29 protein-coding genes, 1 tRNA gene and 1 pseudogene are annotated in these 26,851 nt (G+C 58.7%); 20 read left to right on the top strand and 11 right to left on the bottom strand.

Going from position 1 to position 26,851, the window contains the following annotated elements; genetic code table 11:
* The first annotated feature begins 3 nt into the window (after positions 1–3).
* The 4 genes from JUI81_RS20805 (at position 4) to JUI81_RS20790 (ending at position 2,464) form a co-directional block, all read left to right on the top strand.
* Positions 4–762 (top strand): MBL fold metallo-hydrolase, encoded by a 759-nt coding sequence (locus JUI81_RS20805; RefSeq protein WP_019580834.1) that lies wholly within the window; start codon positions 4–6, stop codon positions 760–762.
* A gap of 28 nt (positions 763–790) precedes the next feature.
* Positions 791–1,504, top strand: a complete 714-nt coding sequence (gene purC, locus JUI81_RS20800) for a phosphoribosylaminoimidazolesuccinocarboxamide synthase (protein ID WP_018926775.1) — start codon at positions 791–793, stop codon at positions 1,502–1,504.
* Positions 1,505–1,588: 84 nt separating this feature from the next.
* A tRNA-Ser gene (locus tag JUI81_RS20795) sits at positions 1,589–1,678 on the top strand.
* A 504-nt stretch (positions 1,679–2,182) separates the two neighbouring features.
* The gene (locus tag JUI81_RS20790) at positions 2,183–2,464 is read left to right on the top strand and encodes a hypothetical protein (protein ID WP_237229566.1); all 282 of its coding nucleotides are present in this window, start codon (positions 2,183–2,185) and stop codon (positions 2,462–2,464) included.
* 510 nt (positions 2,465–2,974) lie between these two features.
* Here JUI81_RS20790 and JUI81_RS20785 read toward each other — a convergent pair.
* A pseudogene (locus JUI81_RS20785) lies at positions 2,975–3,395 on the bottom strand (NUDIX domain-containing protein).
* A 205-nt stretch (positions 3,396–3,600) separates the two neighbouring features.
* Here JUI81_RS20785 and JUI81_RS20780 point away from each other — a divergent pair.
* The 4 genes from JUI81_RS20780 (at position 3,601) to JUI81_RS20765 (ending at position 6,516) form a co-directional block, all read left to right on the top strand.
* Positions 3,601–4,098 (top strand): hypothetical protein, encoded by a 498-nt coding sequence (locus JUI81_RS20780; RefSeq protein ID WP_204124947.1) that lies wholly within the window; start codon positions 3,601–3,603, stop codon positions 4,096–4,098.
* Positions 4,099–4,813: 715 nt separating this feature from the next.
* On the top strand, positions 4,814–5,005 hold the full coding sequence (locus tag JUI81_RS20775) for a DUF1508 domain-containing protein (protein WP_019580833.1): 192 nt from the start codon (positions 4,814–4,816) through the stop codon (positions 5,003–5,005).
* Between the two features lie 169 nt (positions 5,006–5,174).
* Positions 5,175–6,101, top strand: a complete 927-nt coding sequence (locus JUI81_RS20770; RefSeq protein ID WP_018926773.1) for a LysR substrate-binding domain-containing protein — start codon at positions 5,175–5,177, stop codon at positions 6,099–6,101.
* 52 nt (positions 6,102–6,153) lie between these two features.
* Entirely contained in the window at positions 6,154–6,516 is a 363-nt protein-coding gene (locus JUI81_RS20765) for a 5-carboxymethyl-2-hydroxymuconate Delta-isomerase (protein WP_019580832.1), read from the top strand.
* A 3-nt stretch (positions 6,517–6,519) separates the two neighbouring features.
* Here the strand turns inward: JUI81_RS20765 and JUI81_RS20760 are convergent, their stop codons facing one another.
* The 3 genes from JUI81_RS20760 to JUI81_RS20750 form a co-directional block, all read right to left on the bottom strand.
* Positions 6,520–7,455 (bottom strand): LysR family transcriptional regulator, encoded by a 936-nt coding sequence (locus JUI81_RS20760; protein WP_019580831.1) that lies wholly within the window; start codon positions 7,453–7,455, stop codon positions 6,520–6,522.
* A gap of 147 nt (positions 7,456–7,602) precedes the next feature.
* Positions 7,603–8,550 carry a DMT family transporter gene (locus JUI81_RS20755; protein ID WP_204124946.1) on the bottom strand — a complete coding sequence of 316 codons (948 nt, stop codon included), beginning with the start codon at positions 8,548–8,550 and terminating at the stop codon, positions 7,603–7,605.
* Between the two features lie 15 nt (positions 8,551–8,565).
* The gene (locus JUI81_RS20750) at positions 8,566–9,750 is read right to left on the bottom strand and encodes a cyanate transporter (protein ID WP_204124945.1); all 1,185 of its coding nucleotides are present in this window, start codon (positions 9,748–9,750) and stop codon (positions 8,566–8,568) included.
* A gap of 488 nt (positions 9,751–10,238) precedes the next feature.
* On the opposite strand from JUI81_RS20750, the gene JUI81_RS20745 reads away from it, so the two are divergent.
* The 6 genes from JUI81_RS20745 (at position 10,239) to JUI81_RS20720 (ending at position 16,697) form a co-directional block, all read left to right on the top strand.
* Positions 10,239–11,546: a glutamine synthetase family protein gene (locus tag JUI81_RS20745; RefSeq protein WP_371929204.1), complete on the top strand. Its 1,308-nt coding sequence runs from the start codon at positions 10,239–10,241 to the stop codon at positions 11,544–11,546.
* A 166-nt stretch (positions 11,547–11,712) separates the two neighbouring features.
* Entirely contained in the window at positions 11,713–13,362 is a 1,650-nt protein-coding gene (locus JUI81_RS20740) for a phosphoethanolamine transferase (RefSeq protein WP_019580827.1), read from the top strand.
* A 73-nt stretch (positions 13,363–13,435) separates the two neighbouring features.
* A complete protein-coding gene (locus tag JUI81_RS20735) occupies positions 13,436–14,098 on the top strand; it encodes a class I SAM-dependent methyltransferase (RefSeq protein ID WP_019580826.1) in 663 nt (220 codons plus the stop codon).
* A gap of 123 nt (positions 14,099–14,221) precedes the next feature.
* Positions 14,222–15,355, top strand: a complete 1,134-nt coding sequence (rnd, locus tag JUI81_RS20730) for a ribonuclease D (RefSeq protein ID WP_204124944.1) — start codon at positions 14,222–14,224, stop codon at positions 15,353–15,355.
* Positions 15,352–15,645: a YcgL domain-containing protein gene (locus tag JUI81_RS20725; protein WP_019580824.1), complete on the top strand. Its 294-nt coding sequence runs from the start codon at positions 15,352–15,354 to the stop codon at positions 15,643–15,645. Before rnd ends, JUI81_RS20725 begins: the two co-directional genes overlap by 4 nt.
* A 119-nt stretch (positions 15,646–15,764) precedes the next feature.
* Entirely contained in the window at positions 15,765–16,697 is a 933-nt protein-coding gene (locus JUI81_RS20720) for a D-2-hydroxyacid dehydrogenase (RefSeq protein ID WP_019580823.1), read from the top strand.
* A 136-nt stretch (positions 16,698–16,833) separates the two neighbouring features.
* Here the strand turns inward: JUI81_RS20720 and JUI81_RS20715 are convergent, their stop codons facing one another.
* Positions 16,834–17,427: a nitroreductase family protein gene (locus JUI81_RS20715; protein WP_007942200.1), complete on the bottom strand. Its 594-nt coding sequence runs from the start codon at positions 17,425–17,427 to the stop codon at positions 16,834–16,836.
* A gap of 277 nt (positions 17,428–17,704) precedes the next feature.
* Here JUI81_RS20715 and JUI81_RS20710 point away from each other — a divergent pair, with 277 nt between their 5' ends.
* A complete protein-coding gene (locus JUI81_RS20710; protein ID WP_007942199.1) occupies positions 17,705–18,154 on the top strand; it encodes a YcgN family cysteine cluster protein in 450 nt (149 codons plus the stop codon).
* Between the two features lie 95 nt (positions 18,155–18,249).
* On the top strand, positions 18,250–19,479 hold the full coding sequence (locus tag JUI81_RS20705) for a hypothetical protein (protein ID WP_204124943.1): 1,230 nt from the start codon (positions 18,250–18,252) through the stop codon (positions 19,477–19,479).
* A gap of 111 nt (positions 19,480–19,590) precedes the next feature.
* Here JUI81_RS20705 and JUI81_RS20700 read toward each other — a convergent pair whose 3' ends face one another.
* From JUI81_RS20700 to JUI81_RS20685, 4 genes are all read right to left on the bottom strand, one after another.
* Entirely contained in the window at positions 19,591–19,968 is a 378-nt protein-coding gene (locus JUI81_RS20700) for a DUF2892 domain-containing protein (protein WP_019648002.1), read from the bottom strand.
* A gap of 80 nt (positions 19,969–20,048) precedes the next feature.
* On the bottom strand, positions 20,049–20,519 hold the full coding sequence (locus JUI81_RS20695; RefSeq protein WP_007942196.1) for an RNA methyltransferase: 471 nt from the start codon (positions 20,517–20,519) through the stop codon (positions 20,049–20,051).
* 214 nt (positions 20,520–20,733) lie between these two features.
* Positions 20,734–21,108, bottom strand: a complete 375-nt coding sequence (locus tag JUI81_RS20690; RefSeq protein WP_007942195.1) for a YajD family HNH nuclease — start codon at positions 21,106–21,108, stop codon at positions 20,734–20,736.
* Positions 21,109–21,157: 49 nt separating this feature from the next.
* Positions 21,158–21,844: a spermidine synthase gene (locus tag JUI81_RS20685; RefSeq protein WP_007898703.1), complete on the bottom strand. Its 687-nt coding sequence runs from the start codon at positions 21,842–21,844 to the stop codon at positions 21,158–21,160.
* A gap of 95 nt (positions 21,845–21,939) precedes the next feature.
* Here JUI81_RS20685 and JUI81_RS20680 point away from each other — a divergent pair, with 95 nt between their 5' ends.
* The gene (locus JUI81_RS20680; protein WP_019580818.1) at positions 21,940–22,224 is read left to right on the top strand and encodes a hypothetical protein; all 285 of its coding nucleotides are present in this window, start codon (positions 21,940–21,942) and stop codon (positions 22,222–22,224) included.
* Positions 22,225–22,227: 3 nt separating this feature from the next.
* Here the strand turns inward: JUI81_RS20680 and JUI81_RS20675 are convergent, their stop codons facing one another.
* Entirely contained in the window at positions 22,228–22,701 is a 474-nt protein-coding gene (locus tag JUI81_RS20675; protein ID WP_204124942.1) for a cyclic nucleotide-binding domain-containing protein, read from the bottom strand.
* Positions 22,702–22,822: 121 nt separating this feature from the next.
* Positions 22,823–24,877, bottom strand: coding sequence for a S9 family peptidase (locus tag JUI81_RS20670; protein WP_019580816.1), 2,055 nt, complete (start codon positions 24,875–24,877; stop codon positions 22,823–22,825).
* Positions 24,878–24,979: 102 nt separating this feature from the next.
* Between JUI81_RS20670 and JUI81_RS20665 the strand changes: the two genes are divergently transcribed.
* Genes JUI81_RS20665 through JUI81_RS20655 form a run of 3 tightly spaced genes read left to right on the top strand, consistent with a single transcriptional unit; the run spans position 24,980 to position 26,843 of the window.
* Positions 24,980–25,477: an MFS transporter gene (locus tag JUI81_RS20665; RefSeq protein ID WP_096479669.1), complete on the top strand. Its 498-nt coding sequence runs from the start codon at positions 24,980–24,982 to the stop codon at positions 25,475–25,477.
* Positions 25,478–25,509: 32 nt separating this feature from the next.
* The gene (locus tag JUI81_RS20660; RefSeq protein WP_019580814.1) at positions 25,510–26,286 is read left to right on the top strand and encodes a class II glutamine amidotransferase; all 777 of its coding nucleotides are present in this window, start codon (positions 25,510–25,512) and stop codon (positions 26,284–26,286) included.
* 14 nt (positions 26,287–26,300) lie between these two features.
* Complete coding sequence (locus JUI81_RS20655; protein ID WP_096479670.1) at positions 26,301–26,843, top strand: DUF2937 family protein; 543 nt, start codon at positions 26,301–26,303, stop codon at positions 26,841–26,843.
* The last annotated feature ends 8 nt before the right edge of the window (positions 26,844–26,851 follow it).

Genomic DNA, 26,851 nt, shown 5'->3' with positions numbered 1-26,851 from the left:
CGCATGCGTTTTGCCGTTCTCGGCAGCGGTAGCCAAGGGAACGGCACGCTGGTAGCCAGCGATGACACGTATGTGCTGGTGGATTGTGGTTTCTCCTTGCGGGAAACCGAAAAACGCCTGCTGCGCCTTGGGGTAAACCCTGCGCAGTTGAGCGCGATACTTGTGACCCACGAACATGCCGATCACGTGCATGGCGTGGGTTTGCTGTCTCGGCGTTACAATCTGCCTGTCTACCTCAGTCGCGGGACCCTGCGCGGGATGCGCAAACCGATTGAACCCGCAGGCTTTCTGGCTGGCGGCGAGCAACTGCAAATCGGCCCTCTGAGCATCGGCGTCATTGCCGTGGCCCATGATGCACAGGAGCCGACGCAGTATGTCTTCAGCGACGGTCAGCGGCGTTTTGGCCTGTTGACCGACCTGGGGTCGTACTGCAACAAGGTGCTGGACGGCTATCGGGACCTCGATGCGTTAATGATCGAGGCCAACCATTGCCGTGACATGCTGGCTCGCGGTCACTACCCGTACTTTCTCAAGCAACGGGTGGGTGGTGAATTGGGACATTTGAACAACCATCAGGCGGCATTCCTGGTGGCCGAGTTGGGCTGGCAAGGCCTGCAACACCTGGTCCTGGCCCATCTGAGCAGCAAGAACAACCTGCCGCAGCTGGCCCGGCAATGTTTTGTCGACACCCTCGGGTGCGACCCGGACTGGCTGCAACTGGCCGATCAAGATTCAGGGCTCGACTGGCGACACATCGCCTAGCCCACCTACTTAGCAAGCGGAGCCCATCATGGAAAAACGTGAAGAACTCTACCGCGGCAAAGCCAAATCGGTTTACAAGACCGATGACGCTGACCGCTTGATCCTGCTGTTTCGCAACGACACCTCGGCGTTCGACGGCAAGCGTATCGAGCAGCTCGACCGCAAAGGCATGGTGAACAACAAGTTCAACGCCTTCATCATGCAGAAACTCGAAGCAGCCGGCGTGCCGACGCAATTCGACAAACTGCTGGGCGACAACGAATGCCTGGTAAAAAAACTCGACATGATCCCGGTCGAATGCGTCGTGCGTAACTACGCCGCCGGCAGCCTGGTCAAGCGCCTGGGTGTTGAAGAGGGTATGAAGCTCAACCCTTACACCTTCGAACTGTTCCTGAAGGACGACGCCAAGGGCGACCCGTTCATCAACGAATCCCACGTCGTGGCATTCGGTTGGGGCACCGCCGAGCAACTGGTTCGCATGAAAGAACTGTCGCTCAAGGTCAACGAAGTCCTGAGCAAACTGTTCGACGACGCCGGCCTGCTGCTGGTCGACTTCAAACTCGAATTCGGCGTGTTCTCCGACGGCTCCATCGTTCTGGGTGACGAGTTCAGCCCGGACGGCTGCCGTCTGTGGGACAAGGCCACCAAGAAGAAAATGGACAAGGACCGCTTCCGTCAGGGCCTCGGTGATGTCATCGAAGCCTACGAAGAAGTCGCCAACCGTCTGGGCGTACCGCTTTAATCGACGCAAGCATCTGATAGCACGGAAAAAAATCGCTAAAGGGGGTTCGCTTCCGGCGATTGTGCTGTTATGATGCGCGCCGTTGGAGAGATGCCAGAGTGGCCGAATGGGACGGATTCGAAATCCGTTGTACCTTCACCGGTACCTAGGGTTCGAATCCCTATCTCTCCGCCATACATAGAAAAGCCCCGTAGATGAAAATCTACGGGGCTTTTTAGTTTCTGGTTTTTTGGTTTAGGGCATTTTTAGGGCAAGAGCGAAGGTTGGTTGGCTCGGTTACATCGCCGATAAAATAGAAGGCCCAAACATGATCCTAAACGGGTCAGCATCAGAGGATTGGGCGCATTTAAGATCGCATAAGCTAGTTGTGGATTACGGGTGGTTTGCCCGTCTCATAAGCAGCCGGAAGACTTTTCGGCTCTCTCTAAGCGCTCACCGCACATTTCATGGATCGCGCGTTTAAGTGCCCTTCTGCTCGCTTGGGGAGGAGGGCTCCGCATCCATACGTCGTGCGATGACATCAAACAAGTCGCAGTCATCACGCAGCGGAATGAAGCAGTGCGAAGTCGCCGCGAGCGACGTGATACTCCGGGCATTCCACCAATCCCAGCAACTCGCTAGAGAAAGTGAGCTACAGTTTGTGTAACCACGAAGTGGCGCTTTCAATTGGAGAGAATCATGCTCGCAAGCATTACCGATGGAGTCTCACCAATGAGAGCATTCATCGCGCTGGTAATGCTGTTGTTGGGCAGCGCGATGGCTTACGCAGCCACATTCGATGGCTATCAATGCCAGGGTGACTGCTCAGGGCATCAGGCTGGGTATAACTGGGCAGAGCAGAATGATATTGATGACGAGAACTCATGCAGCACGCCTTCTCAGTCATTCAACGAAGGTTGTCAGTCGTACGTTGAAGACGGCAGCGGAGTGGCCTCATCGGATGACGACGAAGAGGAATGAGTGACTTGATGACAGCATCGTTGAGCTCTCATTGATCTGAAACGGGAGGTTGTATGAGAAAGGCATTGTTTTTGGCGGCTGTGGTGGCGGCAGTAGCGCTTTCAGGGGATGCTTATGCTCGTGGTAGCAGTTACGGCGGGCATTCTTCGTACAAGTCTAGTTATTCTTACGGAAGTCGTTCTGATCATACCATCAGTGGGTATACGCGAAGTAACGGAACGTATGTCGGACCTTCCCACGCTACAAATCCAGATACCACTAGGAATAATAACTACAGTACGAAAGGGAATGTGAACCCGTACACTGGAAAATACGGCACCAAACCTCGTGATAGTAAGTAGTTGGGCGAGATGGACTCTTGACTATGAGCGCGTCAGGTGACGGCTAACAGCTAAGCTGCTAGCGTAGAGGTGGTGACGCGCCTTAATGATTATGCCGACGCAGCAGGCTAGTGAGATTACCGAACTGCTGCTGCATAAATGGGCGTGCCGTACAGGTGGCAATTGAGTGTCAATTCTCCATTGGCGCTTTAGCGAGACTAAGTCTTATAAATCCCAACGCATCTTTGTAAATCTGATGCCACGCTTCTGAGGGCTCACTCATTAATGGATGCCAAAAAAAATGAACTCATGTCCTCCATCATCTTCAGTATGATGAACCCAGGTATCAGGCAGGTCTTGCGCAACATGACACTCATGGAATGCCCACATGTGTCCTGTTATATGCGAGCGCAACGTACCCAAATCTCGTTCACCTTGCCTTGAATCCCGGCTTCTTCGACCAGCTCTCGTGCAGAGGCCACTTCAGTTGACTCTCCGGATTCCACGCTACCTTTGACCAATTGCAGACCTGCCAGCGGATGCTCAAAAGCCAAAATTTCTAGCGTTTCACTTCTCCGTAGCACTACCGGGCAGGCTTTATCTACCGTCATGCCATCTTCTCCTTGGCTTGTAATTTCAGCTGTTGATCAGTTGGAAAGCCTAGGTGATATCAGCTAACAAGAAAACCCAATTGATATGTGGACATCGTTAAGGTGCATTAGCCATCCGCTTTTGAGCCTAGGGTGAACGAGTGATGTGATGGCAAGGTGCCCAGAGAGCAGCTAAGATCAGCCAATCTTTCCTAAGGATATCGACATGAAAGCAGGGATAGCGGCAACGGTTGTACTTATCGGTATTGCCATTTCATCTACTGCCAGCGCTCAATGGGATACAACCATTCAGGACGACATCTTCTCAGGCGACAAGAAAGCAATGCTTCTCGGCAACATCAGTCCGAGCCAAGCGGTTGCATTCGACTGCGATTCGGATGGCCTCTCCCTCGCAATCTTGCAAGAAGAAAAATGGGCTGATGGGCGGACCAGCTCAGAGTGGAAACTTCTCATCAAAGTAGACAAGGGTGAGATCCATCGCTTCACAGTAGAGAGCGCGAAACGCAATAACCAATACACCCAGTACGTCACTCGTGAGAAAGAGGAAATCCTCAAGGTTTTAGCTGATCTTCGTGAGGCGAAGTCAGTGATCCAACTTGGGCTCCAGTCGGAAGAGTTTGACTCTAAATGGTCTGGGACCGTGTCCGTAGGTGGATCTACACGAGAAACGGATAAATTCACACAAGCATGCAAATTGAAGTGAATGGACAACAGCGGCTGTGCGATCCGAGACCGCTTTTCACAACACCAAGAAAACTATCATGAAGGCGGGTATAGCGGCAGCAGTTGCACTGATTGGGACTCTATTAAGTAGTGGTGCCATGGAGTCAGACGGGAACCGGCTACTGCTAGCCTGTAAAGCCGGGATCAAAAGTGGCAATGGGTGGCGAGACCTAAATAGGTAGACGTCAGTCATTCTGCTTCTGATCATTTCTTGGCCAGCGCCAATTTTTTCGATGTACTTCAATTGCGTTCGGTTTTCGGGCTGAGAAAATAAATCTTGCTGTTTTTTGGGTGGTGCTAAAGCACGGCGTTTGTTGGAGGGGGATGTCGTTTAGGTGAGTCTCCATCTCTCCGCCATACATAGAAAGCCCCGTAGATGAAAATCTACGGGGCTTTTTCGTTTGCGCAGTTTTTTTCATCGGGCCACTTTCGCGTCCGTCCCGCTTTTTCCCCAAGTTTTTGGTGTCGGAAAAATCAGCACAACAGCGTAAGAAAGATATGTCCCCCCACAGGAAAAGTTACTCCGCCCAGTCGTTCTAATTACCGTCCCCCGTATTCATTGATCGTTTCGGCAATCAAGGTTTTTCCTTCGAAATATCCCCTGACATTGAAAGACGTTGCCGCAAAAATTCCTCATCTACTCTGGTTTCGCAGGTCTCTGATCTGTCGTAATCAGCCATCGCAAGGAGCGATCAATGTACTTTGAGATTTACAGGCAAACCCGTGGCACCTCACAGACCGGCAAGGGCCAATGGCGCTGGCGTTTGCGGGCGGGGAATCATGAAACGATTGCCAGTGGGGAGGCTTACGTCAATAAGTCTGATTGCGTGCATGCCATTGGTTTGATCAAAGGGACTCAAGAGCAGACGCCGGTCAGGGAGATATAGGCTCCGGGCGCTGAAGCTGCTCAGTCAGGGCAGCTTCGTTTCAGCCGGGCGCTCTTGAGTGGTGAGTGCCCCCGGTTTTTATGGATCGGGTCGTTTGCCAACCTGCATAGACGCCGATCGCGACACCTCCCTAAACTGTCATCCAGTCTTGGGGACCGGGGTGCAACGGATGAATCGCAACGAACTACGCAAGGCCGACATCAACCTGATGGTGGTGTTCGAGACATTGATGCTCGAACGCAACGTCACGCGGGTGGCGGAGAAGCTGTTCCTCGGTCAGCCGACCATCAGTGCGGCGCTGAATCGCTTGCGGACGATGTTCAACGATCCGCTGTTCATTCGGGTCGGCCATCGCATGGAGCCGACAGCGCGGGCCGAGGAGATTATTCAGCACCTGTCGCCGGCACTGGATTCGCTGTCGGTGGCCTTGAGCCTGACCCACGATTTCGATCCGCTCAGCAGCACCATGACGTTTCGCATCGGTCTGTCGGACGATGTCGAGTTCGGTCTGTTACCGCCACTGCTGCGTTCTTTGCGCCAGGAAGCGCCGAAGGTGGTGTTCGTGGTCCAGCATGTCGACTACTGGCGCATTCCCGACTTGCTGGCGTCTGGCGATATCACCGTTGGTATCAGCCAGACCCGCGGCCTGCCGGCCAACGCCAAACGCAAGTTGTTGCGACATATCCAGCCCAGCATCTTGCGTGCAGATGCGTCGGACACGCCGTTGACCCTCGATGAATATTGCGCGCGGCCGCATGTGTTGGTGTCCCACACCGCCAATGTCAGTGGCTACGCCGATGAATGGCTGGCAGAGATCGGCCGAACACGCCACGTCGTGCTGTCCGTTCCGCAATACAGCTCATTGCCGGCCTTGCTCGCCGGCACCGATCTGATCGCCAGCCTGCCGGATTACACTGCGGAGGCGATGGCAGCGTCAGGCCAACTGTTCAAGGAGCCATTTCCGTTCAAGACGCCGACCCTGGACCTGTCCATGGTCTGGCTCAGCCATGTCGACAGCGACCCGGCTGAACGCTGGCTGCGCTCGCGCCTGGAGGCGTTCATGAGTGAACGTCCGATCCTTCCGCTGACAGAGTGAGCAGGGCGGTGTTATATCTACGACCTTTCTGCCAATCCTCAGGAACCCCGTCATGCCCCACCTGCACATGGAATACACCGCCAACCTGTCCGAACTGAATGCCGATGTGGCATTGATGCGACTCAACAACGCGCTGGTCGCTTCGGGGCAGTTTGAAGAGTTCGACATCAAGGCTCGTGCGGTGAAGGTCGAGACTTTCAGGGTGGGCACTGCACCGGGTGAGCGGGCGTTCGTGCATGTGAAACTGGCGTTGTTGAGCGGTCGCTCGCCGCAGATCAAGAAGCAGTTATCAGACAGCCTGCTGGCGGTGGTGCAGGATGTGTGCGAATGGCCGGTCGGTGTTGAGGTCCAGCTATGTGTGGAAATCATCGACATCGATCGAGAGTCCTACACCAAGACTGCCATCGGCCTCTGAATTTCAGGCCATTTCCTGCTCGGCGCAGGCCTTGATCACTTGCTCACGCAGCCAGGTGTTGGCGCTGTCCTGGTCGACGCTTTGACTCCACTGCATGTCCAGGGTGAAGCCCGGCAAACCATTGGGCGCTTCGCAGTGATTGAAGATCGCCTCATTGGCCAGCAATTGCTGGATGCGCCGGGGCAAGGTCAAGATGAAGTCGGTGCCGGTGATCATCTTCAGTGCCGCGCTGTAGCTGTTGGAGCGCGCGACAATCTGGCGTTTGTGGGCCTGTTGAGCCAGCCAGCCGTCAACCATGTTGGTGGTGGACGTCCAGGGCGTCGGGAACACATGCCGACGTTCAGTGAACGCTTGCAGGCTCAAGCGCGGCTCCAGCGGCGTGGCGCGTTTGTCGAAGACGCAGACCAGATCGTCCTCCAGTAGCCGTCTGGAGTTGAAGTCGGTGTGGCTTCGATGAAAGTTCGGGCCGAAACAGATCACCAGGTCGAGGCTGCCGTCGCGCAGTTCTTCGGCCGGGATGTCGGTTTCGAACTTGTGCATGTTGACCATCACCGGCAGGTCGGCGAAATCGAAGCTCTTCAACAGGCGCGGCAGGATCAGTTGCTCGAAGTATTCCGGCGCACAGATATTGAAGGTGACCGGTTGCAGAGACGGATCGAACGTCGGTGTCCCGGCGTGACACAGGTTGATGCTTTCGAGAATCTTCAGCACATGGGCATACATGGTGCTGGCTTTGTAGGTGGGGCGCATACCCGTGCGGGTATTGATGAATAACTCGTCTTCGAAACTTGTGCGCAGTTTCTTCAGGCAGTAACTCACGGTGGACTGGCTGACGCAAAGTGCCTCCGACACACCTGTGACGCTGCTTTGCTCATACACGGCAACAAACACCATGAGGTCTTGCATATCGAGCTTTCTAAGCAAGTTACTGTTCAGCATCCGTTCTGTCCCGCTGTGCTCCTTGCGCCGACTGTGCGCAAACGTGTGCGAACGATCCTAACGGAACGATAGTGCCAAGAGAATGCCTTGTAGGATGTTTCATGGTCGGTTGTGGGACAGATAGTGTTATGAACACGACTTGTGAGTTCAATCACCCGAAACATGGCCAGAGGCCTTCAGCGCTGATTGCTGTGCAGGCATCGCATCGCGGCTGGATATTAACAGCGCCAACATGCCTACGCCCACCAGCAACGCGCCGAAGATTTCCAGTGCGCGTGGCGACTGGCGTAACCACAACCAGTGGAACAGTGTGATGAACAGGGTGCTTAGGTAGATGTAGGAAATGACTGAAGAAGGAGCGATCACGCCAATGGCTCGATGCAGCAGCCAGAAAGTTGTCAGGGTGGCGAACAGTGCCAGGTAGATCAACCACCAGATATCGCTCCCGCTCAGCAACAACGCCGAGCGCCAGCCGCCGCTGAACCCACAGAACACCAATAGAAACAGTGCGCCGAACAGCATGTTCCAGAAAGTCATGCCCACCGGGCCGCGCCCCTTGAGACTGTTGGCCTTGAGCCGTTGACTCAGGGGCGAGTAGAGCGCCATTGCCAGGCAACCGACCGCATACACCGATACCGCGTACAGCGACGGCAGTTCGCCGGGACCTGCGCCTTTCAATACCAGCAGCACGGCGCCGACCGCGGCAACCAGCATGGGCAACACGCGTTGTTTCAGGCGGCTGTCGGGTGTCAGGATGGCTTCGAACAGCAGCGTCAGCAACGGCACCAGAGTAAACATCGTCCCGGTGTTCACCGCCGAGGTGTAACGCAGTGCTTCGAACAACGAGCCGAAGTACAGTGCCAGCAACATGCCGAGCACGGCATGACCGAGCAGGCCGCGGGCGGTCATGGCGGTATCGCCCTTGAACAGCAACAAGGGCAAAAACACCAAGGCGCAACACAACAAGCGCAACCCGGTCAGCAGAATCGGGTCGATGGCCTGGCTGACCTGGGCTGCCGCGGAAAACGAGACGGCAATCAACAGCGCCCAGAGCAACATGCCGACGTGAGCGGCAGCAAAACCTGTGCGTTTCATGATGGGGGTTCCGGGTTAATGAATGTGTTTGGCGTAATGCCGCGGATCGAAGCGCAGGACCATCAGGATCATCAGTGCCATGACGCCCATCAGTGACCACCAGGCCCATTCGAAACTGCCCAGTTGATCGCGAATCATCCCGGCGATCAGCGGCGAGAGGCCGGCGATCAGGTAACCGATGCCTTGCACGAAGGCGGTCAACCCGCCCGCGCGTTGGGGATTGTCCAGATGATCCAGCGACACGATCAGGCTCATCGGGAACAGCCCGCCGATGCCCAGTCCCAGCAGGCACGGCCACAGCAGGCTCAGGTGTCGTGGGCTCAGAATCAGCCCGCAAAAACCGGCCATGATCAGGGCCAGCAACACCGCCAGCACCAGGCGCCGATCACGGCTGCGGTTTGCGATGGCGGGTGTCAGCAGCCCCGACAACACTTCCATGGCCGTCAAAAAGCCCAACAACAAGCCGGCCTGTTGTTCGCTCCAGCCTTTTTCCACGTAGTACGGCGCCAGCCAGGCCAGCACACAGGTGTAGGACGCCGTGCCCAGGCCGAAGAAGATTGCGAGTAACCAGGCGCGGGAATTGCGGAAAAAGGATTCTTTGCGGGACGACTTTTCCCCCAATGTCGGCATTCCCGTGCGTTGAACGCACCAGAACAGCAACGCCGCCAGCGCCAGTGCCGCCCAGATCGCCAACCCCACTCGCCAGCTGCCGGTGCGGGTCATCACCAACGGCGCGAATGACGCCGCAATTGCTGCGCCGGCCATGATCGACGTCACGTAGAGACCCATGCGCACGGAAACGTTGTCGCTGAAACGGGACTTGATCAGGGCGGGCATCAGCGCCTGAATCAGCGCAATGCCGACACCGGCCAGTACGGCGCTCAGGATCAGTTCCGCCGCCGAATCAAGGAACAACCGCGACACCGTGGCCAGGCCGATGATCAGCAGCGACAGCACTACGGTGCGCTGCTCGCCCAAGCGCTGACTGATGCCGATACCAAAGAACATCGCCAGTCCCATGGCCATGACGGGCAGCATGGTCAACAGCGAGGCCAGGCTGAAATTCAGCGGGATGTCACCGCGAATGGCAGACAGCAACGGGCCGACAGCGGCCATGGAAGGACGCAGATTCAGGGCGACAAGAATGATGCTGAACATCAGCCAGAGGGCAGGGCGGGAGGTTGCACGAATGTTTTCCATAATCGGACCTTCAGGAACAAGGAGCCGATTAGGCGCGCGAGCCTTGGAGGCGGCAAATCAGAAAGTCAGGAGCAGTATTTAGAAATTAAATAACGTCCCGCTCGGCTAATCCCCTTTAGCGAATAATCAATTGTTTAGCCAATCCACACCCAAGGTTCTTCAAATCCCGATTTAACGGCTTAACCGCCCGTGTGACGCTGCTGCGCATCTGTTTACTGCGGTCTTCTCTATGGACGGTTGTCCAGTCGCACTCCCTTCCGAACTGGCCTTCTGGGCGCTGTGGCACTGCCGTCACGCGCGCCCGCCGGATTCCTGCATCTCCCGCTGATTGTTCTGATAGGTCCCGCGCTGTGCGCCGGGATCAAACCGGCGGCGCCTGTGCGTTTGCCTGACGCGGATAGACGAGAATTCCCATGAGCTGTGCCACGACATCCTTCGCTACCAAAGAACAAGCCCTGACGTTTCTTGAACAGAACCCGGATATCGAGATGTTCGAGCTGTTCATCCTCGACAATAACGGTGTGCCACGCGGCAAATTGCTGCATCGCGATGAGTTGCTGGCGGTGTATGAAAGCGGTCGGCCACTGCCGAGTACCATCCTCGGCCTGACCATCAATGGCGATGACGTGGAAAACTCCGGTCTGGTCTGGGACGTCGGTGATATCGATTGCCGCGCTTATCCCGTCAGCGGCAGTTTGCAGCGCATGCCGTGGCGATTGATTCCCACGGCGGCGGTGCAGGTCAGCATGCATCCGCAAGAGGGCATGCCCGCGACCATCGCCGACCCACGGCACCTGCTGGCCAAGGTCATCGAAGGCTTGCAGGCCGACGGTTATTACCCGGTGATGGCGGCGGAGCTGGAGTTCTATCTGCTGGATCAGCAGCGCGACGGCAACGGTCGGCCGCAACCGGCGCGGGATGTCGATGGCGGGCGGCCACGCGGGACTCAGGTCTACGGCTTGCGTGAACTGGAACAGATCGAGCCATTTCTGGCCGACCTCTACAGCGCCTGCAAGCTCCAGGGCATTCCGGCGCGCACGGCGATTTCTGAATACGCGCCGGGGCAGGTGGAAATCACCCTCGAACACCGCACCGACGCTTTGCAGGCGATGGACGAAGCCGTGCGCTACAAGCGGCTGGTCAAGGGCGTGGCGCACAAGCACGGGATGACGGCTTGTTTCATGGCCAAGCCGTTCGATGACCTGGCCGGCACCGGCATGCACATGCATGTCAGCCTGGCGGACAAGGACGGTAATAACCTGTTCGCCAGCGAGGCCCCGGACGGCACGCCGCTGCTCAAACACGCGGTCGGGGGGATGCTCGCCACATTGCTCGATGCGTTGCTGTTGTTCTGTCCGAACGCCAACTCGTACCGTCGTTTCCAGACCAACAGCTACGCACCCCTGGCGGCCACTTGGGGCGTGGACAACCGCACCGTGAGTTTGCGGGTGCCCGGCGGGCCGGCATTCTCCCGGCATATCGAGCATCGCATCTGTGGTGCCGACGCCAACCCGTATCTGGCAGCGGCGGCGATCCTGGCCGGTATTCATCGCGGCATCCGCGAGCAACTTGACCCCGGGGCGCCGGTGGAGGGCAACGGTTACGCCCAGGCTGCGCAATTGTTGCCGACCGACTGGTTGACCACGTTGCGAGCGCTGGAAGGCTCGAATTGGGCCAGGGAAGCGTTCGGCAGTGAGTTTCTTGGCGTCTATCTGGCAGTAAAACGAGCCGAATACCGGCAATTCATGGGCGAAGTCGGTGAGCAGGACTGGCGCTGGTATCTGCATCAGGCTTGAAACGGGTCGCCAGTGTTGGACGTTTTGGCCTAATGCCAGAAGCCAACTATTCGTTGGCTTCTTTTTCACGAAATATTGATGGTTGACTGCTTAAGATTTGTGGCCTCTCGGTCAATGAAATTTTCACATTTGCCGCGGGCACTTCTTTTCAGGAACAGCCGATCACATGTTGAAGTTCAAAGCCGTGCGCCCCGAATGGGTGACGTTGGTTTCCAGTGCCTTTCTATTGGCAGGGTTCAATTTAGTTCTCTGGCAACACCTCTTCGATATCACCGCAGCAGACGGTCAAGGCATCGTCATGCGTGTCGCGTTCGGGCTGATGATCCTGGCGGCCTTCAACATTGTGCTGACCTTGCTGGCATTCCGGCCCGTGATGAAACCCGTGTTGACGCTGATCTTTCTGATCAGTGCCGGTGTGGCGTACTTCATGAGCCAATATGGCGTGCTGATCGACGCCGGTATGTTGCGTAACTTCGCCGAAACCAATGCCACGGAAGTACGCGACTTACTCTCGCTAAAACTGTTTGTTTATATCGTGTTGCTCGGCGTCTTGCCGTCGTGGTTGTTGTGGAAAATCCCGGTTAATTACCGTCGCTGGCACCGTGAGTTATTAAGTAAAGTGCTGGTGAGCGTCGCCTCGGTTGCAGTGATCGGCGGTGTCGCATTGGTCAACTATCAAGGCCTGTCGTCGTTGTTTCGCAATCACCATGAATTGCGCCTGATGGTGGTGCCGAGCAACTACATCGGTGCCTCGTTCGGTTATCTGCGTGAGCAAGTGGTGTCTGCACGGCAACCATTCGCCAAACTGGGTGAAGATGCCCAGAAAAAACCGGCCTGGCAGGCCCATGACCGTAAATCCCTGACGGTACTGGTGGTGGGCGAAAGTGCCCGGGCCGAGAACTTCGGCATCCTGGGTTATGACCGCGACACCACGCCGAAACTGAGTAAGGAATCCGGCCTGATCGCCTTCACCGATGTGCATTCGTGCGGCACGGAAACGGCAGTGTCGGTGCCCTGCATGTTCTCCAACATGGGCCGCAAGGATTACGACGCCAGCAAGGCGAAGAATCAGGAAGGTCTGCTGGACGTGCTCAAGCACGCCGGTCTCGAGGTGATCTGGCGCGATAACCAGTCAGGCTGCAAAGGAACCTGCGATCGGGTCACTGTCGACGACGTGAGCAACCTGAAAGACCCGGTGCTGTGCGCCAACAGTGAGTGCCGCGATGAAATTCTCCTGCAAGGCATGCAGCACTTCATCGACACGCTGAATAAAGACACCGTGCTGGTCCTGCACCAAATGGGCAGTCACGGTCCGGAATACTTCAAGCGCTACCCGAAAGAGTACGAACACTTCACGCCCGTGTGTGAAAGCAATGCGCTGAACAATTGCAGCCGCGAAAGCATCGTCAATGGCTACGACAATACGCTGGTGTATACCGACCACGTGCTGTCGACCCTGATCGATCTGTTGCGCAGCAACCAGGGCAAAGTTGATACCGCGATGCTATATCTGTCGGACCACGGCGAGTCGCTGGGCGAATACAACCTGTTCCTGCATGGCACGCCTTACATGCTCGCACCGGAACAACAGAAACATGTAGCGATGATGGCGTGGTTCTCCGACAGCTATCAAAAGTCGTTCTCGGTGGACACCCATTGCCTGCAGCAGAATCGTGAAAAGCCCTTGAGCCAGGACAACCTGTTCCATTCGATGCTCGGTCTGCTGGAGGTCAACAGCACGGTCTACAACCCGGGGCTGGATATGTTCGCCGGATGCCGCGGCGCAATGGGCGACGGTGTGCTGGCCAAAAAATGAGCGACTCGACCTTTTTTTCACGTAACGACCGCTAATCTGCGGCGCCTGGAACATCCAACAAGAGCCATTACACATGTCCGCGCAGCCCCCATCCGCCTTCGAGCTTGAGTTCGCCCGGCGCTACGATCAGGAACACGCCCGCGTCTGTAAACAGCCGCGACCGCGCGGCCTGGCGGGGCGTTTGACGTTCTGGCGCGAAGAGCAATTGGTGCGTAACGCGCTGCAGGTCGCTGGCGAACCGGGATTGATTCTTGATGTGGCCTGCGGGGTCGGGCGTTTCTGGCCGGTGCTGGCCGAGCATGCGAACCGGGTGATCCTCGCGACCGATCCATCTCAGGACATGCTCGATCATGCTAGCACCCACCATCCGCAGAACCTGCTGAAACGGATCAAGACCTTTCAGAGTTCAGCCTTCACCATCGGCTTGTCGGCGAATGCGGTTGACTGCATTTTTTGCCTGCAACTGTTTCAACGCATCGCCTGTCCCGAGCATCGATTGGCCATGTTGCGCGAATTCCACCGGGTCAGTCGCGATACGGTGATTGTGGCGGTGCGGGTTGATGGGCGTTTCAAGCTCGAGCGTTCGGACGTGGAGGGCGCACAGGCCCAGCCACAGGCCAGCAAGGCCGAGCTTGAGGCCGAGTTCAGGCAGGCGGGTTTCTGCTTGCTCAGTCACCAGGACTTGGTACCGGGTTGCACGCGGATGCGGGTCTACGTGTTGCGTAAGGACAGCTAGTCTTCACCTGTCAGACAATTCTTGCTGTTCGGCAGGTATTTTCGCTAAAGCTCTTGTTCAGTGGATGCGCGGAAATCGCCGGGGGCGATATATACTGCGCGCCATTCTTCAAGGGAGAGCCGTGTGGCCATCGATATTCACTGGATTCGCGACAACGATAGCCTCGGTCAGTTTTGCACCGAGTGGCAGCAGCTGCCATTCGTTGCCCTCGACACCGAATTCATGCGGGTCGACACCTTTTACCCGATCGCAGGCCTGCTGCAGATCGGCGATGGCGTACGCGCTTACCTGATTGACCCACTGACCATCGACAACTGGCAGCCTCTGGCCGCATTGCTGGAAAACCAGGCCGTGGTCAAGGTCGTGCATGCGTGCAGCGAAGACCTCGAAGTCCTGCTGCGCCTGACCGGCAGCCTGCCGGCGCCGCTGTTCGACACCCAACTGGCCGCCGCTTACCTGAACCTGGGTTTCTCCATGGGTTATTCGCGGCTGGTGCAGGAGGTGCTCGGCATCGAGCTGCCGAAGGGCGAGACCCGTTCCGACTGGCTGCAACGTCCACTGTCCGAGACTCAGATCAGCTACGCCGCCGAAGATGCTGTGCATCTGGCAGAGGTTTTCGTACAGCTGCGTCCGAAGCTTTCTGACGAAAAATACGCGTGGGTCCTGGAAGACGGAGCCGAGCTGGTCGCCAATCTGCGGCGCGAGGTCGACCCGTACGAGGTCTATCGCGACGCCAAACTGGCCTGGAAGCTGTCCCGCGCCCAACTCGCCGTGTTGCGTGAACTCTGCGCCTGGCGCGAGCGTGAAGCCCGCGCCCGTGATCTGCCGCGCAACCGCATTATCCGTGAACATTCACTGTGGCCGTTGGCACGCACCCAACCGGACAACCTCGGCGCACTGGCGAAAATCGAAGACATGCACCCGCGCACCGTGCGTCAGGACGGCGAATTTCTGCTTGATCTGATCAAGCGCTCTGGCAGTGTGTCGCCTGATCAGTGGCCGCCAGCGGTGCCGGAGCCATTGCCGGTGGAAGCCGCCGCGCTGGTCAAACAGCTGCGCGCCATCGGCCAGGCCGAAGCCGAGCGCCTGAACATCGCGCCGGAGCTGATGCTGCGCAAGAAAACCCTGGAAGCGCTGCTCAAGAGCGGCTTCCCCAATGGTCCTTACCAATTGCCTGATTCGCTGCGTGGCTGGCGCCGCGAATTGATGGGCCAGGCGCTGCTCGACAGCCTGGCCACCGCCGGAGAACAGCCTTGAAACGTATTTGCTCGATTTATCGAAGCTCGAAGAAAAGCGGGATGTACCTCTATGTGCTCAAAAGCGATGCACTGGAGCGCGTGCCTGAACCCCTGATGGCGGCTTTCGGCAAAGCCATCCACGCTTTCGACCTGGTGTTGACCCCCGAGCGCAAGCTGTCGCGCGAAGACATTGCTGTAGTACTGGAGAACCTCGACAAGCAGGGCTACCACCTGCAAATGCCACCGGCCGAGGATGAATACATCGAACACTTGCCGGAAGAATTGCTGCGCCGCAACGACCCGATGTAATCGGCAGACAGGCTCTGTTCAGAGCCTTATGAAACACTGGAATGATTTTGGCGATGGCCGTGACGATGGAGTGATCCTCCGTCGGCGGTCGTCTGCACTGTTTTTGAAAGGTTTGAAACATGCGCGTTCTGATTGCTGAACACGACCACCCTGTGTATGCCCAACTGTTGCGTCAGGCAGCGCCTGAACTGGAAGTATTGACCAGCGGCGACTCCGCCGAACTGGCCCGTCAGGCCGCCGACTGCCAAGTCTGGCTCGGTCAGCCGGACCTGCTGGCGACGCTGTTGCGTCAGGGCCACACGCCTGCATGGTTGCAGTCGACCTGGGCCGGTATCACGCCGCTGCTGGCCGATGGCTTGCCACGGCACTATCGGCTGACTCGCGCGGTCGGGATTTTTGGTCAGGTCATGGCTGAATACGTGCTGACTTACATGCTCGGCCACGAGCGCGAAGTGTTGGCGCGGCTGGTCAGCCAGGTCGAGCGCAAATGGGACAATCGCCAGGGTCAAAGCCTGGCTGGACGAAAGGTGCTGATTGTCGGCACCGGTGACATCGGTCAGACAGTGGCGCAGTTTCTACTGCCGTTTGGCGTCGAGTTATACGGCATCGCCAGCACCGCCCGGGAGCAGGCGCCTTTTGTCGAAGTCGGCGCGCTGAGCGATTTGCCGCGCCTGGTCGGTGAGGTGGATTACGTGATCAATCTGCTGCCGAATACCCCCAATACGCACGACCTGTATGACGCTGCACTGTTCAAGCAGTTCAAGGCAACCGGGTTGTTCATCAACGTCGGGCGCGGCGTTGCAGTGGTCGATGCGGATTTGGTGGAAGCCTTGAAGGAAGGGCATCTGGCCGGGGCTGTGATCGACGTCTGCCGTCAGGAACCACTGCCGCAACGTCATCCGTTCTGGACCGCGTGGGGACTGCTGCTGACCGGCCACAGCTCGGCACCGACTTCGCCACCTGCGATGGTGAAGCTGTTTGTCGAGAACCTGCGGGCGTATCAGGCGGGTGAAGCGTTGCGTGGGGAAGTGGATTTCGCGCGCGGGTATTGAGTTCACCCAGCTGATCGTTCCCACGCTCTGCGTGGGAATGCATCCCGTGACGCTCTGCGTCACATCCGAAGCGGAACGCGGAGCGTCCCTGGCGGCATTCCCACGCGGAGCGTGGGAACGATCAGGTCCGGCGCGTTTAGAGGGTGAAATTACCTTCAGCCGCCAACTCGCTCAGCGGACGACGCGGGCTTGGCTCTTCACGTGCTTGCAGGTACTCGGCCAGTGTCGCCTTGTCGCCCAGCTTGCCGATCGCCACGGCGGCGTGCAGCGCATAACCCTCAGGAATGTTCAGCTCCTTGCGGGTCAGCTCCTGATCGAAACCGGCCATGCCGTGGGTGTGCCAGCCGCTGATGCTCGCTTGTAACGCCAGGTGGCCCCAGGCGGAACCGGTGTCGAAGGTGTGCCACAGCGCCGGGGTTTCTTCGCTGGCGCCAGGTGCCACGAAGGTGGTTTTCGAGATTACGATTACCAGCGCCGAGGCGTGCTGTGCCCAGCTGCGATTGAACTCGTTCAGCAGGCCCAGGTAGCGCTCCCAGTTCGGCGTGTCGCGACGCGCATAGAGAAACCGCCAAGGCTGCGAGTTGTACGCTGATGGCGCCCAGCGGGCGGCTTCGAAGAAGCTCAGCAGGGTCTCTTCGGGAATGGTTTCGCCGGTGAAGGCGCGGGGCGACCAGCGATCGGTGAACTGAGGGTGAATGGCGTAATCGGCAACGCGTGGATTAGCACTCATCAAGAGATTCCTTTACGTTTGAAAGTGGGGGTCGTCGTAAAAAACCGGCGGGTACAGTTGAGCTGAGCGCCAGGATTTCTTGAGCCAGCAGTTCACCTGAATGCAACGCGGTTGAGCGTTAATGGCACTTGGGTAGGGCTCCTTGCGACTGGCAAAGCTACTGGGTAGCGCAAAAACTGACAAGTGCCGTCGTACCGGCAGTCGCCAATGCTTGGCCCGCCGGTGCCTTGGCACTAGACTGGCGGCCTTTTCACCACCTGATGTTGATGCTTGAGCCATGGCCGCCAAAGTCGAACCGTTCTGGATACGCAAAACCCTCGATCAACTCGATCAAGAGGAATGGGAATCGCTGTGCGACGGCTGTGGCCTGTGCTGCCTGCAAAAGCTCGAGGATGAAGACGACAACGCCGTCTACTACACGCGCATCGCCTGCAAACTGTTGGACCTCAAAACCTGTCAGTGCACCGATTACCCCAACCGTCGCGACTTTGTCCCCGATTGCATCCAGCTCACGCCGGGCAAGGCCGATGAGTTCAAATGGTTGCCGCCGACCTGCGGTTATCGACTGGTCAGCGAAGGCAAGGACCTGCCGCTCTGGCATCACCTGGTGTGCGGTGATCGTGATGCGGTGCATCACGAACGTATTTCCCAGTCCGGGCGCATGCTCGCCGAAGGCAGCGTGGCCGAAGACGATTGGGAAGATCATCTGATTTTTCGCGCGGGTTAGTGCGTAGCACTCACAAGATCGGCAGCGATTACAAGAATTTGGGGCCGCTACGCAGCCCGGCGCGAGCAAGCTCGCTCGCCACAATAGGAGTGTGTATGGCGGTGGGAGTGCTGCGGGCGTTGGCTGTCGGTCTGCTGGCCTTGAGTTCGCCCGTGTGGGCGGCGAAGAAAGTCGATCTGGATTATCACGTGCGCCTGTTGCCGCAAAGCGATCAGGCCGAAGTGCGCCTGACCCTGGCCCAAGGCTCGGCAGTGCGCAGTCTGGATTTCGACTTGGGTGATGGCAGTCACTACAGCGATTTCAAGGCCGATGGCCAATGGCAGCTCACACCGGGCACGCAGGCCCGTGGTGTCTGGCGCCCGGCCGCCGACAAGGCCAGCCTGACCTACCGCGTGCGCATCAGCCACGGGCGCAAGAGCGGTAGCTTCGACACGCGCATGACACCAACGTGGGCGCTGATGCGTGGCGATGACCTGGTGCCCCCGGCGAAACTCGATCAGCAGGACGGTATCGAGTTGGTGTCACGCCTGGAATTCGAATTGCCCACCGGTTGGAAAAGCGTCGAAACCGGCTGGCCGCGGATTGGCAAAAACAAGTTCCGCATCGATAACGTCTCGCGTCTGTTCGACCGTCCCACTGGCTGGATGCTCGCCGGTAACCTCGGCAGCCGTCGCACTCGGTTGGGGGAAACCGAAGTCACCGTGGCCTCGCCCCAAGGCCAGGGGATGCGCCGCATGGATGTGCTGACGCTGCTGACGTTCGTGTGGCCGCAAGTGCAGGAAGTTTTTCCGCGTCACCCCAGCAAACTGCTGATCGTCGGCGCCAATGACCCGATGTGGCGTGGCAGCCTGGCCGCGCGGGAATCGATCTATCTCAATAGCCGCTTGCCGCTGGTCAGCGAAAGCGGCACCAGTGCCTTGATGCGTGAATTGGCTCAGGTGTTCGGGCGCATCAACGACAGCCAGCGCAGCGACTGGATCAGCGAAGGGTTTGCCGAGTATTACGCCATCGAACTGGTGCGCCGAGCGGGCGGCATGAGTGACGAGCGGTATGAGGGCTTGCAGAGCAAGTTGGCCAAGGCCAGCCAGAAGGTCACGACCTTGCGCGGGGAGCAGATCAACCCGGCCCAAGTGGCCAAAGCGGTGGTGTTGCTGCAGGAACTGGATCGCGAGATTCGCCTGAAGACCCGCAACAAGCGTTCGCTGGATGATGTGCTGCGCGGGGCGATGCGTTTGGAGAGTGTCGATACCAAGGAATTCGTTCAGCTCAGTGAGAGCGTTATTGGCGAGTCTTCCAAAGTGCTTGATACCGGGTTGCTTCAGTAATACCGCCTTCGCGGGCAAGCCTCGCTCCTACAGGTTGTGGCGATCGCGTTATTGTCCGTAGGAGCGAGGCTTGCCCGCGAAGAGGCCCTGAGCCTCACCGAAAATTCCGGATCAAACCCCGGCTTTCGGCGACTTCAAAGAATCATTCCCGGTCACGGTGGCGGTTTTGGTCGCCGCCTCGGCATTGGCCTTCAACCGACTCAACTCTTCCCCGGCACGCTCAATCCTGGCCCGAGCGTTAACCATGTCCTGACGGCTCTTTTCCAGAAAGCTTTTCGCCGAACTGTGCCCGGTAATACCCCGCGCCATCGCTACGCCGCCAATGGCCACTTGAAGCAACCCGAACACACCACCGCGCCGCAGGCCTTTGCCGACCATCACCACACCGCCGGCCAGGGAACCGATGCGCTCCCAACCCTGGACGTTCTGCGCGGGCTGAGTCTGGAACGGGGTGGATTCGATGCGCTCTACGCGTTTGAGGTCGCTCATGATCTGTCTCCAGGCTTCAAGAATGGATAATTAAGCTGACTGTCGAGGCGGTCGGCTCGTTCCATCGGATGTGCGGTGATTCAGCGGAATTTCGGGCCTGAACGGGTGTTGTTGCCCTTGGCCATGCGGTCGTACAGCACCACGTTGACCGTGGCCGCCAGGTTCATGCAGCCGGTGGTCGGGATATAGACCACGTCTTCGCACCAGTCGCGGATCTCTTTATCCAGCGAACCGTCTTCGGGGCCGAAGATGTAGAGGGCGCGATCCGGGTGCGTGTATTCCGGCAGCGAGCGGGCGCCGTCGACCAGTTCCACCGCGACCGGTACACAGCCCAGCGGCAGGATTTTTTTCAGGTCATCGATGCCGATCAGCGGAATGTCGTAGTGGACTTTCTTGGTGTCGGTGACGAAGTCGGCGGCGCGCTCATAGCGCTTGCCGGTGTAAAACACCGACGCCACGCCATAGCAACCGGCGGCGCGCATCACCGAACCGACGTTCTCCGGTGATTTGGGGTTATACAAACCAATGCAGCTATACCGTTTGTCTGCCACGAGCGGGGTGCCTTCGGGAAAAAAGCGCGATTATACGGGGATTGGGGGAGGGGTGTTCAGTTTGGAGATTGGTGGTGTCAGGGATATAGCCTTCGCGGGCAAGTCGGATCGCCGCACCGCTCGCTCCTACGGATCAATGTCATACGCGGTAGTCGCGTAATCCTGTAGGAGCGAGGCTTGCCCGCGAAGAGGCCAGCATGGCTGGCGAAGATCTTCAGTCTTCTTTCTTCATCAGTCCGGCCAACGCCGCAAACGGGTTATGCGTCGCCTTGGCAATCTTTGGCGTACTCAGCGAGCCTTCGTCGAAATACTGCTGATCGGTATAACGCGAATGCTCGTTGTCATGGCAATACAGGCACAACAGTTCCCAGTTCGAGCCGTCCTGCGGGTTGTTGTCGTGGTTGTGGTCGCGGTGGTGCACGGTCAGTTCGCTCAGGCGTTTGCCGGAGAACTCACGGGCGCAGCGGCCGCACACGTGCGGGTACATCTTCAGGGCCTTGTCGCGGTAACCCATTTCCTTGTCGCGCTGGTTGTCGGCGAGGATGCGGTCCAACTTTGAGGTGTTGGTTGGAGGCGTTGACGAACTCATGGGTTCACCTTTGTAAAAGACTAATGACGGTTATGTGTTGAAGTTTAGCCTAGCCCTTGAGCTTCTCGGCAATCCAGATGGTGTGGCGGGTGCCTTTGTTGCCGTGGGCGAAGACCTGTACTTCTTCGGCCTTGAAGCCGGCCTTTTTCAGCTTGTCGGAAAACTGCCGGTCAGCGCTGGCCGACCACACCGCCAGCACGCCCTTGGGGCGCAGGGCCTTGGCGCAGGCGCTCAGGCCGCCGGCGGAGTAGAGCCAGCTGTTGGCCTTCTGGGTCAGGCCTTCGGGGCCGTTGTCGACGTCGAGCATGATTGCATCGAAACCCTGCGGCTCGGCTTGCAGCACCTTGGCCACGTCTTCCATGCGGATCACCGTACGCGGGTCGAGCAATGGGTTGCCGGCTTTTTCGCCCAACGGCCCACGGTTCCACTCCACCACGCCGGGCACCAGTTCGGCGACCACCACTTCAGCGGTCTTGCCCAAATGCTTGAGCGCCGAGGCGAGGGTGAAGCCCATGCCCAGGCCGCCGATCAATACCCGCGAATTCGGCCGGCCGGCGACCTTGCGGCAGGGGATTTCCGCCAGGGCATCTTCGGAGCCGTGCATGCGGGTATTCATCAACTGCCCGCCGTCGCCGCCCTGGATCTTGATGACGAAGTCCTCGCCGTATTCGAACAGGCACAGGGCACCGCCGTTTTCAGGAATGGGGGTGGTGTCGAGCAGAACGAAACGTTTCATGGGGCTCTCTTGGGGAGAAATGGACAGACGGAAGAAGGCAAACGAACGCGGTTGGGAGTAGCCTGCAAAAGACCACAAGGCCAACGGAGCCATTGATGAAGCGCACCATTCTAACGGCCATTGCCCTGGCCGCGCTCTCGATAACTGCAGTGCAGGCCCAGGAGCAGCAAACCATCCCCACCGGCCCCACGCCGATACCCGGTTCGCCCGGCACTGCCACGCCGACGCCGTACCCGCAGATTACCCCGACCACTGTGCCCAAGACCGGCAACGGTGGGCCACCGTTGTTGCCGCCGATCGAAATGCCCAACCCGCCCAAGGACCAGACCCTGCCGGGCCTTGAGCCGAGCACGACGAAAATCAAAACGCCGGGCGGATAGTGTCTAGATCTGCTGCGAGAGCAGTTGCCCGTCGGCCATGCGCAAGCGTTTGGAGAGGGAGACGGCGAGGGCGCGGATGATCTTGGCGGCGATTTTCGGTGCCTCGTTGAGCATCTTTTCCAGGGAGTCCTTACCCAGGTTGAGCAACTGGCAGTTGCTCGCGGCCACACAGCTGGCTGAGCGCCGTTCGCCGTCGAGCACGGCCATTTCGCCGAACGCCCGCCCGCTGCGCAAGGTGGCCATGGTCACCCGTTGCCCTTCGCTGTTGGTCTTTTGCACCGCGACCTGGCCGGTGTGGATGATGCACATGAAACTGCCGGCATCGCCCTCACGGAAAATCTCTTCGCCTTCGGCGATGGTGCTGATGCTGAAGTAACCTGAAGCCGCCACGAAGTCGGCCGGCAGCAGTTGATCGAACAGGCCGCAGTCCATCAGCCAGTCGCGAATTTCTTTGTTCAGTAAGGTCGGTTCTGACATGTCGTCACGGTCTTTTTCTTGTGGTCTTTTGCGGGGGCGGGCCTTCAGTCACCAATTATCCCCTGTGGGTTGTGTCGGGTCCGGCGTCTGGTGTTAAGACCGGGACGCCGGGCCAAGTTCCTCAGGCAATGCCCAAAACCTTCAAAACAAATGCGTATTCGAGGGCTACGTCACGTAATCCCTGGTAGCGACCGCTCATCCCGCCATGCCCGGCGCCCAATTCAGTCTTGAGCAGCAGGGGATTGGTGTCGGTTTTGGTCGCGCGCAATTTCGCCACCCACTTGGCCGCTTCCCAGTACTGCACGCGACTGTCGTTGTAGCCGGCGATCACCAGCGTTGCCGGATAGGCTTGCGCGGTGACGTTTTCATACGGTGCGTAGGCCTTGATCCGATCATAGACGTCTGGCTCTTGCGGGTTGCCCCATTCGTCGTATTCGGTGACGGTCAGCGGCAACTCCGGGTCGAGCATGGTGTTGAGCACGTCGACGAACGGCACTTCGGCTATTGCCGCGCCGAACAGCTCCGGCCGCTGATTGAGCACCGCGCCGATCAGCAGGCCACCGGCGCTGCCGCCACTGATTGCCAGCTGCGATGAGGTGGTGAAGCCGTTGGCGATCAGGTGTTCGGCGCAGGCGATGAAGTCGCTGAAGGTGTTGTGCTTCTGCTCCTGCTTGCCGGCGCGATACCAGGCTTCGCCCAATTCACCGCCGCCGCGAACATGCGCGATGGCAAACGCCATCCCGCGATCCAGCAGGCTCAGGCGGGCGTGGGAGAACCACGGGTCGAGGCTTTCGCCGTAAGCGCCATATCCGTACAGATAAAGTGGCGTCGGCTTACCGAGGAATTCGCGTTTGACCACCAGGCTGATCGGCACTTGCGTACCGTCCGGGGCCGTGGCCCAAAGCCGCTGGCTGACGTACGCGTCGGCGTCGAACGGGCCGAGCACTGGGGTTTCCTTGAGGACTTTCTGCTCGCCGGTGGCCAGGATCAGTTGGCGGATTTGCGCCGGACGGTTCAAGGCCTCGTAGCGCAGACGGATTCTGTCGCTGATAAATTCCAGGCTGTTCTGCACATGCAGGCTGTAAGCCGCATCCGGTAATTGCACGCGATACGGCACCAAGTCCCGTGGGTAGACTTCGATGATCGGCAGGCCTCCTTCACGCAGGCTCAAGGTCATGGCCTCGGCGTTCAGGCTCATGCCATCGATCATCACCGTGTCGCTATGGGGAATCAGGTTCTGCCAGTCGGCTTCGGTCGGCGCGACGCCGGTGTCGGCGGCCTGGTACAGGGCGAAGTTGATGCCGTCACGGTTGGTGCGGATCAACCACGTCCACTCGCCATCGAGTTTGCCGTGATCGACGTCGTATTCATGGTCTTCGACCCGCGGCGCCAGGCAGGTAAAGGCCTGGTGCGGCAGCGAGGCGTCGAGCGCCCAGACTTCGCTGGTGGTCTTGCTGCCCAGCGACAGCAGCAATTGCCGTTCGGAACTTGAGCGGTAGCAATGCAGGAAGAATCGGCCGTCTGGTTCATGGAACACTTCTTCGGCGGCGGTGCCGTCCAGCCGATAGCGGAACAGTTTGTGAGGGCGGTGGGTGTCGTCGAGTTCACCGAAGAACAGCGTCAGGCTGTCATTGGCCCAGGTCATGCTGCCGTCGCAGTCCTGGAATTCCAGTTCGCTGACGCGGCCGCTGGACAATTCCTTCACGAACAGCGTGTAAACCTCCTCGCCACTGGAATCGATGCTGTAGGCCAGGCGCTGGTGGTCCGGGCTGACGCTGAACGCACCCAGGGAAAAGAAACCGCCCTTGGCCAGCACGTTCGGATCGAGCAGCAGGAGTTCCTGGCTTTCGTCGATGCGCAGGCTGCCATCGGTCGGACGTGGGCAGCGGTAATGACGGGCGTATTCGTCGCCGGCCGTGGTGCGGGTGTAATACAGGTACGGGCCCCAGGGCGAGGGCAGCGACAGATCGGTTTCGAGAATCCGCCCCTTGATCTCTTCGAACAGGGTTTCGCGCAGCCCGGCCTGATCGGCGGTTTGCGCCTCCTGATAGCGGTTTTCGGCTTTCAAGTAATCGAGCACTGCGTCGGTGTCGCGCTCCTGCAGCCAGGCATACGGGTCATCGCCGTCGGCCTTGTGGGCAATGGGCGCGTCGGAAACGTTGGCGGATAGGGGCATGAAGAGCTCTCGAACGTTGTACGAAATTGGGGGATCGCAGACGGCGGGGCAGTCTGAAGTGCGAAAAGTCGTTACTATAAGCGCCTCTTTGCCTGCCTTGCCATGGACACCATGACCGAGAACGACTATCTGATCGCTTGGGGCCTCTACGCCTTTGCCGCTTTAGGCTGCCTGTTGGTGTGGATGCGCATCACCCGCTGGATGTGGCGCTGGCTGCGTGAGCCGCTGCGGCTGCTGATGGCGGTGTTGCTGTTTAGCCCGACCATCATCGACCCGGTGAAGGAAAAGGTTGCCCCAGCCATTGCCATTACTGCACTGGATCTACTGTTCAAGGTCGGCAACAACGCCTGGCGGGCGATTTCCGATCTGTTCATGTACGGCATGATTGCCTTCGGCCTTTACCTGGTGCTCGTGGCGATCCGTTTCCCGATCGAGCGCGCATCCAAGGCTCGCAAGGAGCGGGCGGAGGCCGCCAAGGCTGCGGCGCGGACCGACGAGCCTGAAGGCGATCAACCGTTTGGCGGTGCCGGTGATGATCGTTACGGCCGGCCACCGGTACCGAGCAACCCGCAGCGTTTGCGGGTTGAACCGCGTCTGTAACAGTGCCCCTGCCTTTCATCGAGAGTCCGAGCATGTGTGAGTTATTGGGCATGAGCGCCAATGTCCCGACCGATATCGTGTTCAGCTTCACCGGGCTGATGCAGCGCGGCGGCCGCACCGGACCGCACCGTGACGGTTGGGGCATCGCTTTCTATGAAGGCCGTGGCCTGCGGTTGTTCCAGGACCCGGCGGCGAGCAGCGAGTCGGAAGTGGCGAACCTGGTGCAGCGCTATCCGATCAAGAGCGAAGTGGTAATCGGCCACATCCGTCAGGCCAATGTCGGCAAGGTCTGCCTGTCCAACACCCACCCGTTTGTGCGCGAGTTGTGGGGTCGCAACTGGTGTTTCGCCCACAATGGCCAGTTGGCCGACTTCAACCCGACCGCCAGTTTCTACCGCCCCGTCGGCGATACCGACAGCGAAGCGGCATTCTGCGATTTGCTCAACCGGGTGCGTGCTGCGTTCCCCGAGCCGGTGGACATCGAAGAACTGCTGCCAGACCTGGTGGCCGCTTGCGCCGAGTACCGCAGCAAAGGCGTGTTCAACTGCTTGCTCAGCGATGGCGACTGGTTGTTCTGCTACTGCTCGACCAAGCTGGCGCAGATCACCCGTCGTGCCCCGTTCGGCCCGGCACGCTTGAAGGATGTCGATGTGATCGTCGACTTCCAGGCCGAAACCACGCCCAACGACGTGGTCACGGTGATCGCCACCGAACCCTTGACCGAAAACGAAACCTGGACCCGCTACGAACCGGGCCAATGGAGCCTCTGGCGACGCGGTGAATGCGTCAGCCAGGGCAAGACCGAATAAGGATCTCCCCCCCCATGTTGCTCAGTTATCTACGGCTGGTGTTGTTTGCGGCAGGCCTGTTGATCGGTGTCCAGGTGCCTGGGTTCATCAGCGACTATGCCAAGCGGGTCGAGGCGCATCTGATCGAGGCGCAGACCGGTTTGAGCGGTTTTCAGGGCACTGCCAATCAGTTTTTCAAGGGCGATATGCAGGCGCTGGTGGCCCATTACCGTGCCAGCGAAGACCCGATCTTTCGCAGCGATGCCGACAGCCTGAGCACCTTGCTCACCCGTCAATTGGCTTTGGACAAGCAATTCCAGGCCATGCAGGGCCCGTGGTACATCCGCTTCCTGCAAGTGGTGCTGGCGGCCGACCCGGATATTCGCAAGGAAACCTGGAACGGCTACAGCTACCAGATCCTGCTGACGCCTGAAGCGATGATCTGGGGCATGAGCGGCGCGTTGCTGCTGTCGTTCGGCATTGAATGCCTGTTCCGGTTGATCGACTGGGTGGTGCTGGGCGGCAAGCGCCTGCGTCAGAGCCGGCCGATCGAAGAGCGGGATTTGCGCGGGTTGTAACACTGGAG

This window comes from Pseudomonas sp. 008 (assembly GCF_016861935.1).
Classification (GTDB): Bacteria; Pseudomonadota; Gammaproteobacteria; order Pseudomonadales; family Pseudomonadaceae; genus Aquipseudomonas.
Note: the sequence above shows the minus strand (reverse complement) of the source record. Positions and strands in the feature narration are given on the sequence as shown.

What these genes read in the sequence shown, in the direction of transcription:
- JUI81_RS20690 (WP_007942195.1), bottom strand. Translation starts at nt 21,108, where the DNA reads ATGAGTTCGTCAACGCCTCCAACCAACACCTCAAAGTTGGACCGCATC.
- JUI81_RS20705 (WP_204124943.1), top strand. Translation starts at nt 18,250, where the DNA reads ATGGCGGTGGGAGTGCTGCGGGCGTTGGCTGTCGGTCTGCTGGCCTTG.
- JUI81_RS20700 (WP_019648002.1), bottom strand. Translation starts at nt 19,968, where the DNA reads ATGAGCGACCTCAAACGCGTAGAGCGCATCGAATCCACCCCGTTCCAG.
- JUI81_RS20720 (WP_019580823.1), top strand. Translation starts at nt 15,765, where the DNA reads ATGCGCGTTCTGATTGCTGAACACGACCACCCTGTGTATGCCCAACTG.
- JUI81_RS20660 (WP_019580814.1), top strand. Translation starts at nt 25,510, where the DNA reads ATGTGTGAGTTATTGGGCATGAGCGCCAATGTCCCGACCGATATCGTG.
- JUI81_RS20735 (WP_019580826.1), top strand. Translation starts at nt 13,436, where the DNA reads ATGTCCGCGCAGCCCCCATCCGCCTTCGAGCTTGAGTTCGCCCGGCGC.
- JUI81_RS20765 (WP_019580832.1), top strand. Translation starts at nt 6,154, where the DNA reads ATGCCCCACCTGCACATGGAATACACCGCCAACCTGTCCGAACTGAAT.
- JUI81_RS20670 (WP_019580816.1), bottom strand. Translation starts at nt 24,877, where the DNA reads ATGCCCCTATCCGCCAACGTTTCCGACGCGCCCATTGCCCACAAGGCC.
- JUI81_RS20780 (WP_204124947.1), top strand. Translation starts at nt 3,601, where the DNA reads ATGAAAGCAGGGATAGCGGCAACGGTTGTACTTATCGGTATTGCCATT.
- JUI81_RS20760 (WP_019580831.1), bottom strand. Translation starts at nt 7,455, where the DNA reads ATGCTGAACAGTAACTTGCTTAGAAAGCTCGATATGCAAGACCTCATG.
- JUI81_RS20715 (WP_007942200.1), bottom strand. Translation starts at nt 17,427, where the DNA reads ATGAGTGCTAATCCACGCGTTGCCGATTACGCCATTCACCCTCAGTTC.
- JUI81_RS20680 (WP_019580818.1), top strand. Translation starts at nt 21,940, where the DNA reads ATGAAGCGCACCATTCTAACGGCCATTGCCCTGGCCGCGCTCTCGATA.
- JUI81_RS20675 (WP_204124942.1), bottom strand. Translation starts at nt 22,701, where the DNA reads ATGTCAGAACCGACCTTACTGAACAAAGAAATTCGCGACTGGCTGATG.
- JUI81_RS20740 (WP_019580827.1), top strand. Translation starts at nt 11,713, where the DNA reads ATGTTGAAGTTCAAAGCCGTGCGCCCCGAATGGGTGACGTTGGTTTCC.
- JUI81_RS20750 (WP_204124945.1), bottom strand. Translation starts at nt 9,750, where the DNA reads ATGGAAAACATTCGTGCAACCTCCCGCCCTGCCCTCTGGCTGATGTTC.
- JUI81_RS20755 (WP_204124946.1), bottom strand. Translation starts at nt 8,550, where the DNA reads ATGAAACGCACAGGTTTTGCTGCCGCTCACGTCGGCATGTTGCTCTGG.
- JUI81_RS20655 (WP_096479670.1), top strand. Translation starts at nt 26,301, where the DNA reads ATGTTGCTCAGTTATCTACGGCTGGTGTTGTTTGCGGCAGGCCTGTTG.
- purC (WP_018926775.1), top strand. Translation starts at nt 791, where the DNA reads ATGGAAAAACGTGAAGAACTCTACCGCGGCAAAGCCAAATCGGTTTAC.
- JUI81_RS20805 (WP_019580834.1), top strand. Translation starts at nt 4, where the DNA reads ATGCGTTTTGCCGTTCTCGGCAGCGGTAGCCAAGGGAACGGCACGCTG.
- JUI81_RS20775 (WP_019580833.1), top strand. Translation starts at nt 4,814, where the DNA reads ATGTACTTTGAGATTTACAGGCAAACCCGTGGCACCTCACAGACCGGC.
- JUI81_RS20745 (WP_371929204.1), top strand. Translation starts at nt 10,239, where the DNA reads ATGTTCGAGCTGTTCATCCTCGACAATAACGGTGTGCCACGCGGCAAA.
- JUI81_RS20790 (WP_237229566.1), top strand. Translation starts at nt 2,183, where the DNA reads ATGCTCGCAAGCATTACCGATGGAGTCTCACCAATGAGAGCATTCATC.
- JUI81_RS20665 (WP_096479669.1), top strand. Translation starts at nt 24,980, where the DNA reads ATGGACACCATGACCGAGAACGACTATCTGATCGCTTGGGGCCTCTAC.
- JUI81_RS20710 (WP_007942199.1), top strand. Translation starts at nt 17,705, where the DNA reads ATGGCCGCCAAAGTCGAACCGTTCTGGATACGCAAAACCCTCGATCAA.
- JUI81_RS20685 (WP_007898703.1), bottom strand. Translation starts at nt 21,844, where the DNA reads ATGAAACGTTTCGTTCTGCTCGACACCACCCCCATTCCTGAAAACGGC.
- JUI81_RS20770 (WP_018926773.1), top strand. Translation starts at nt 5,175, where the DNA reads ATGAATCGCAACGAACTACGCAAGGCCGACATCAACCTGATGGTGGTG.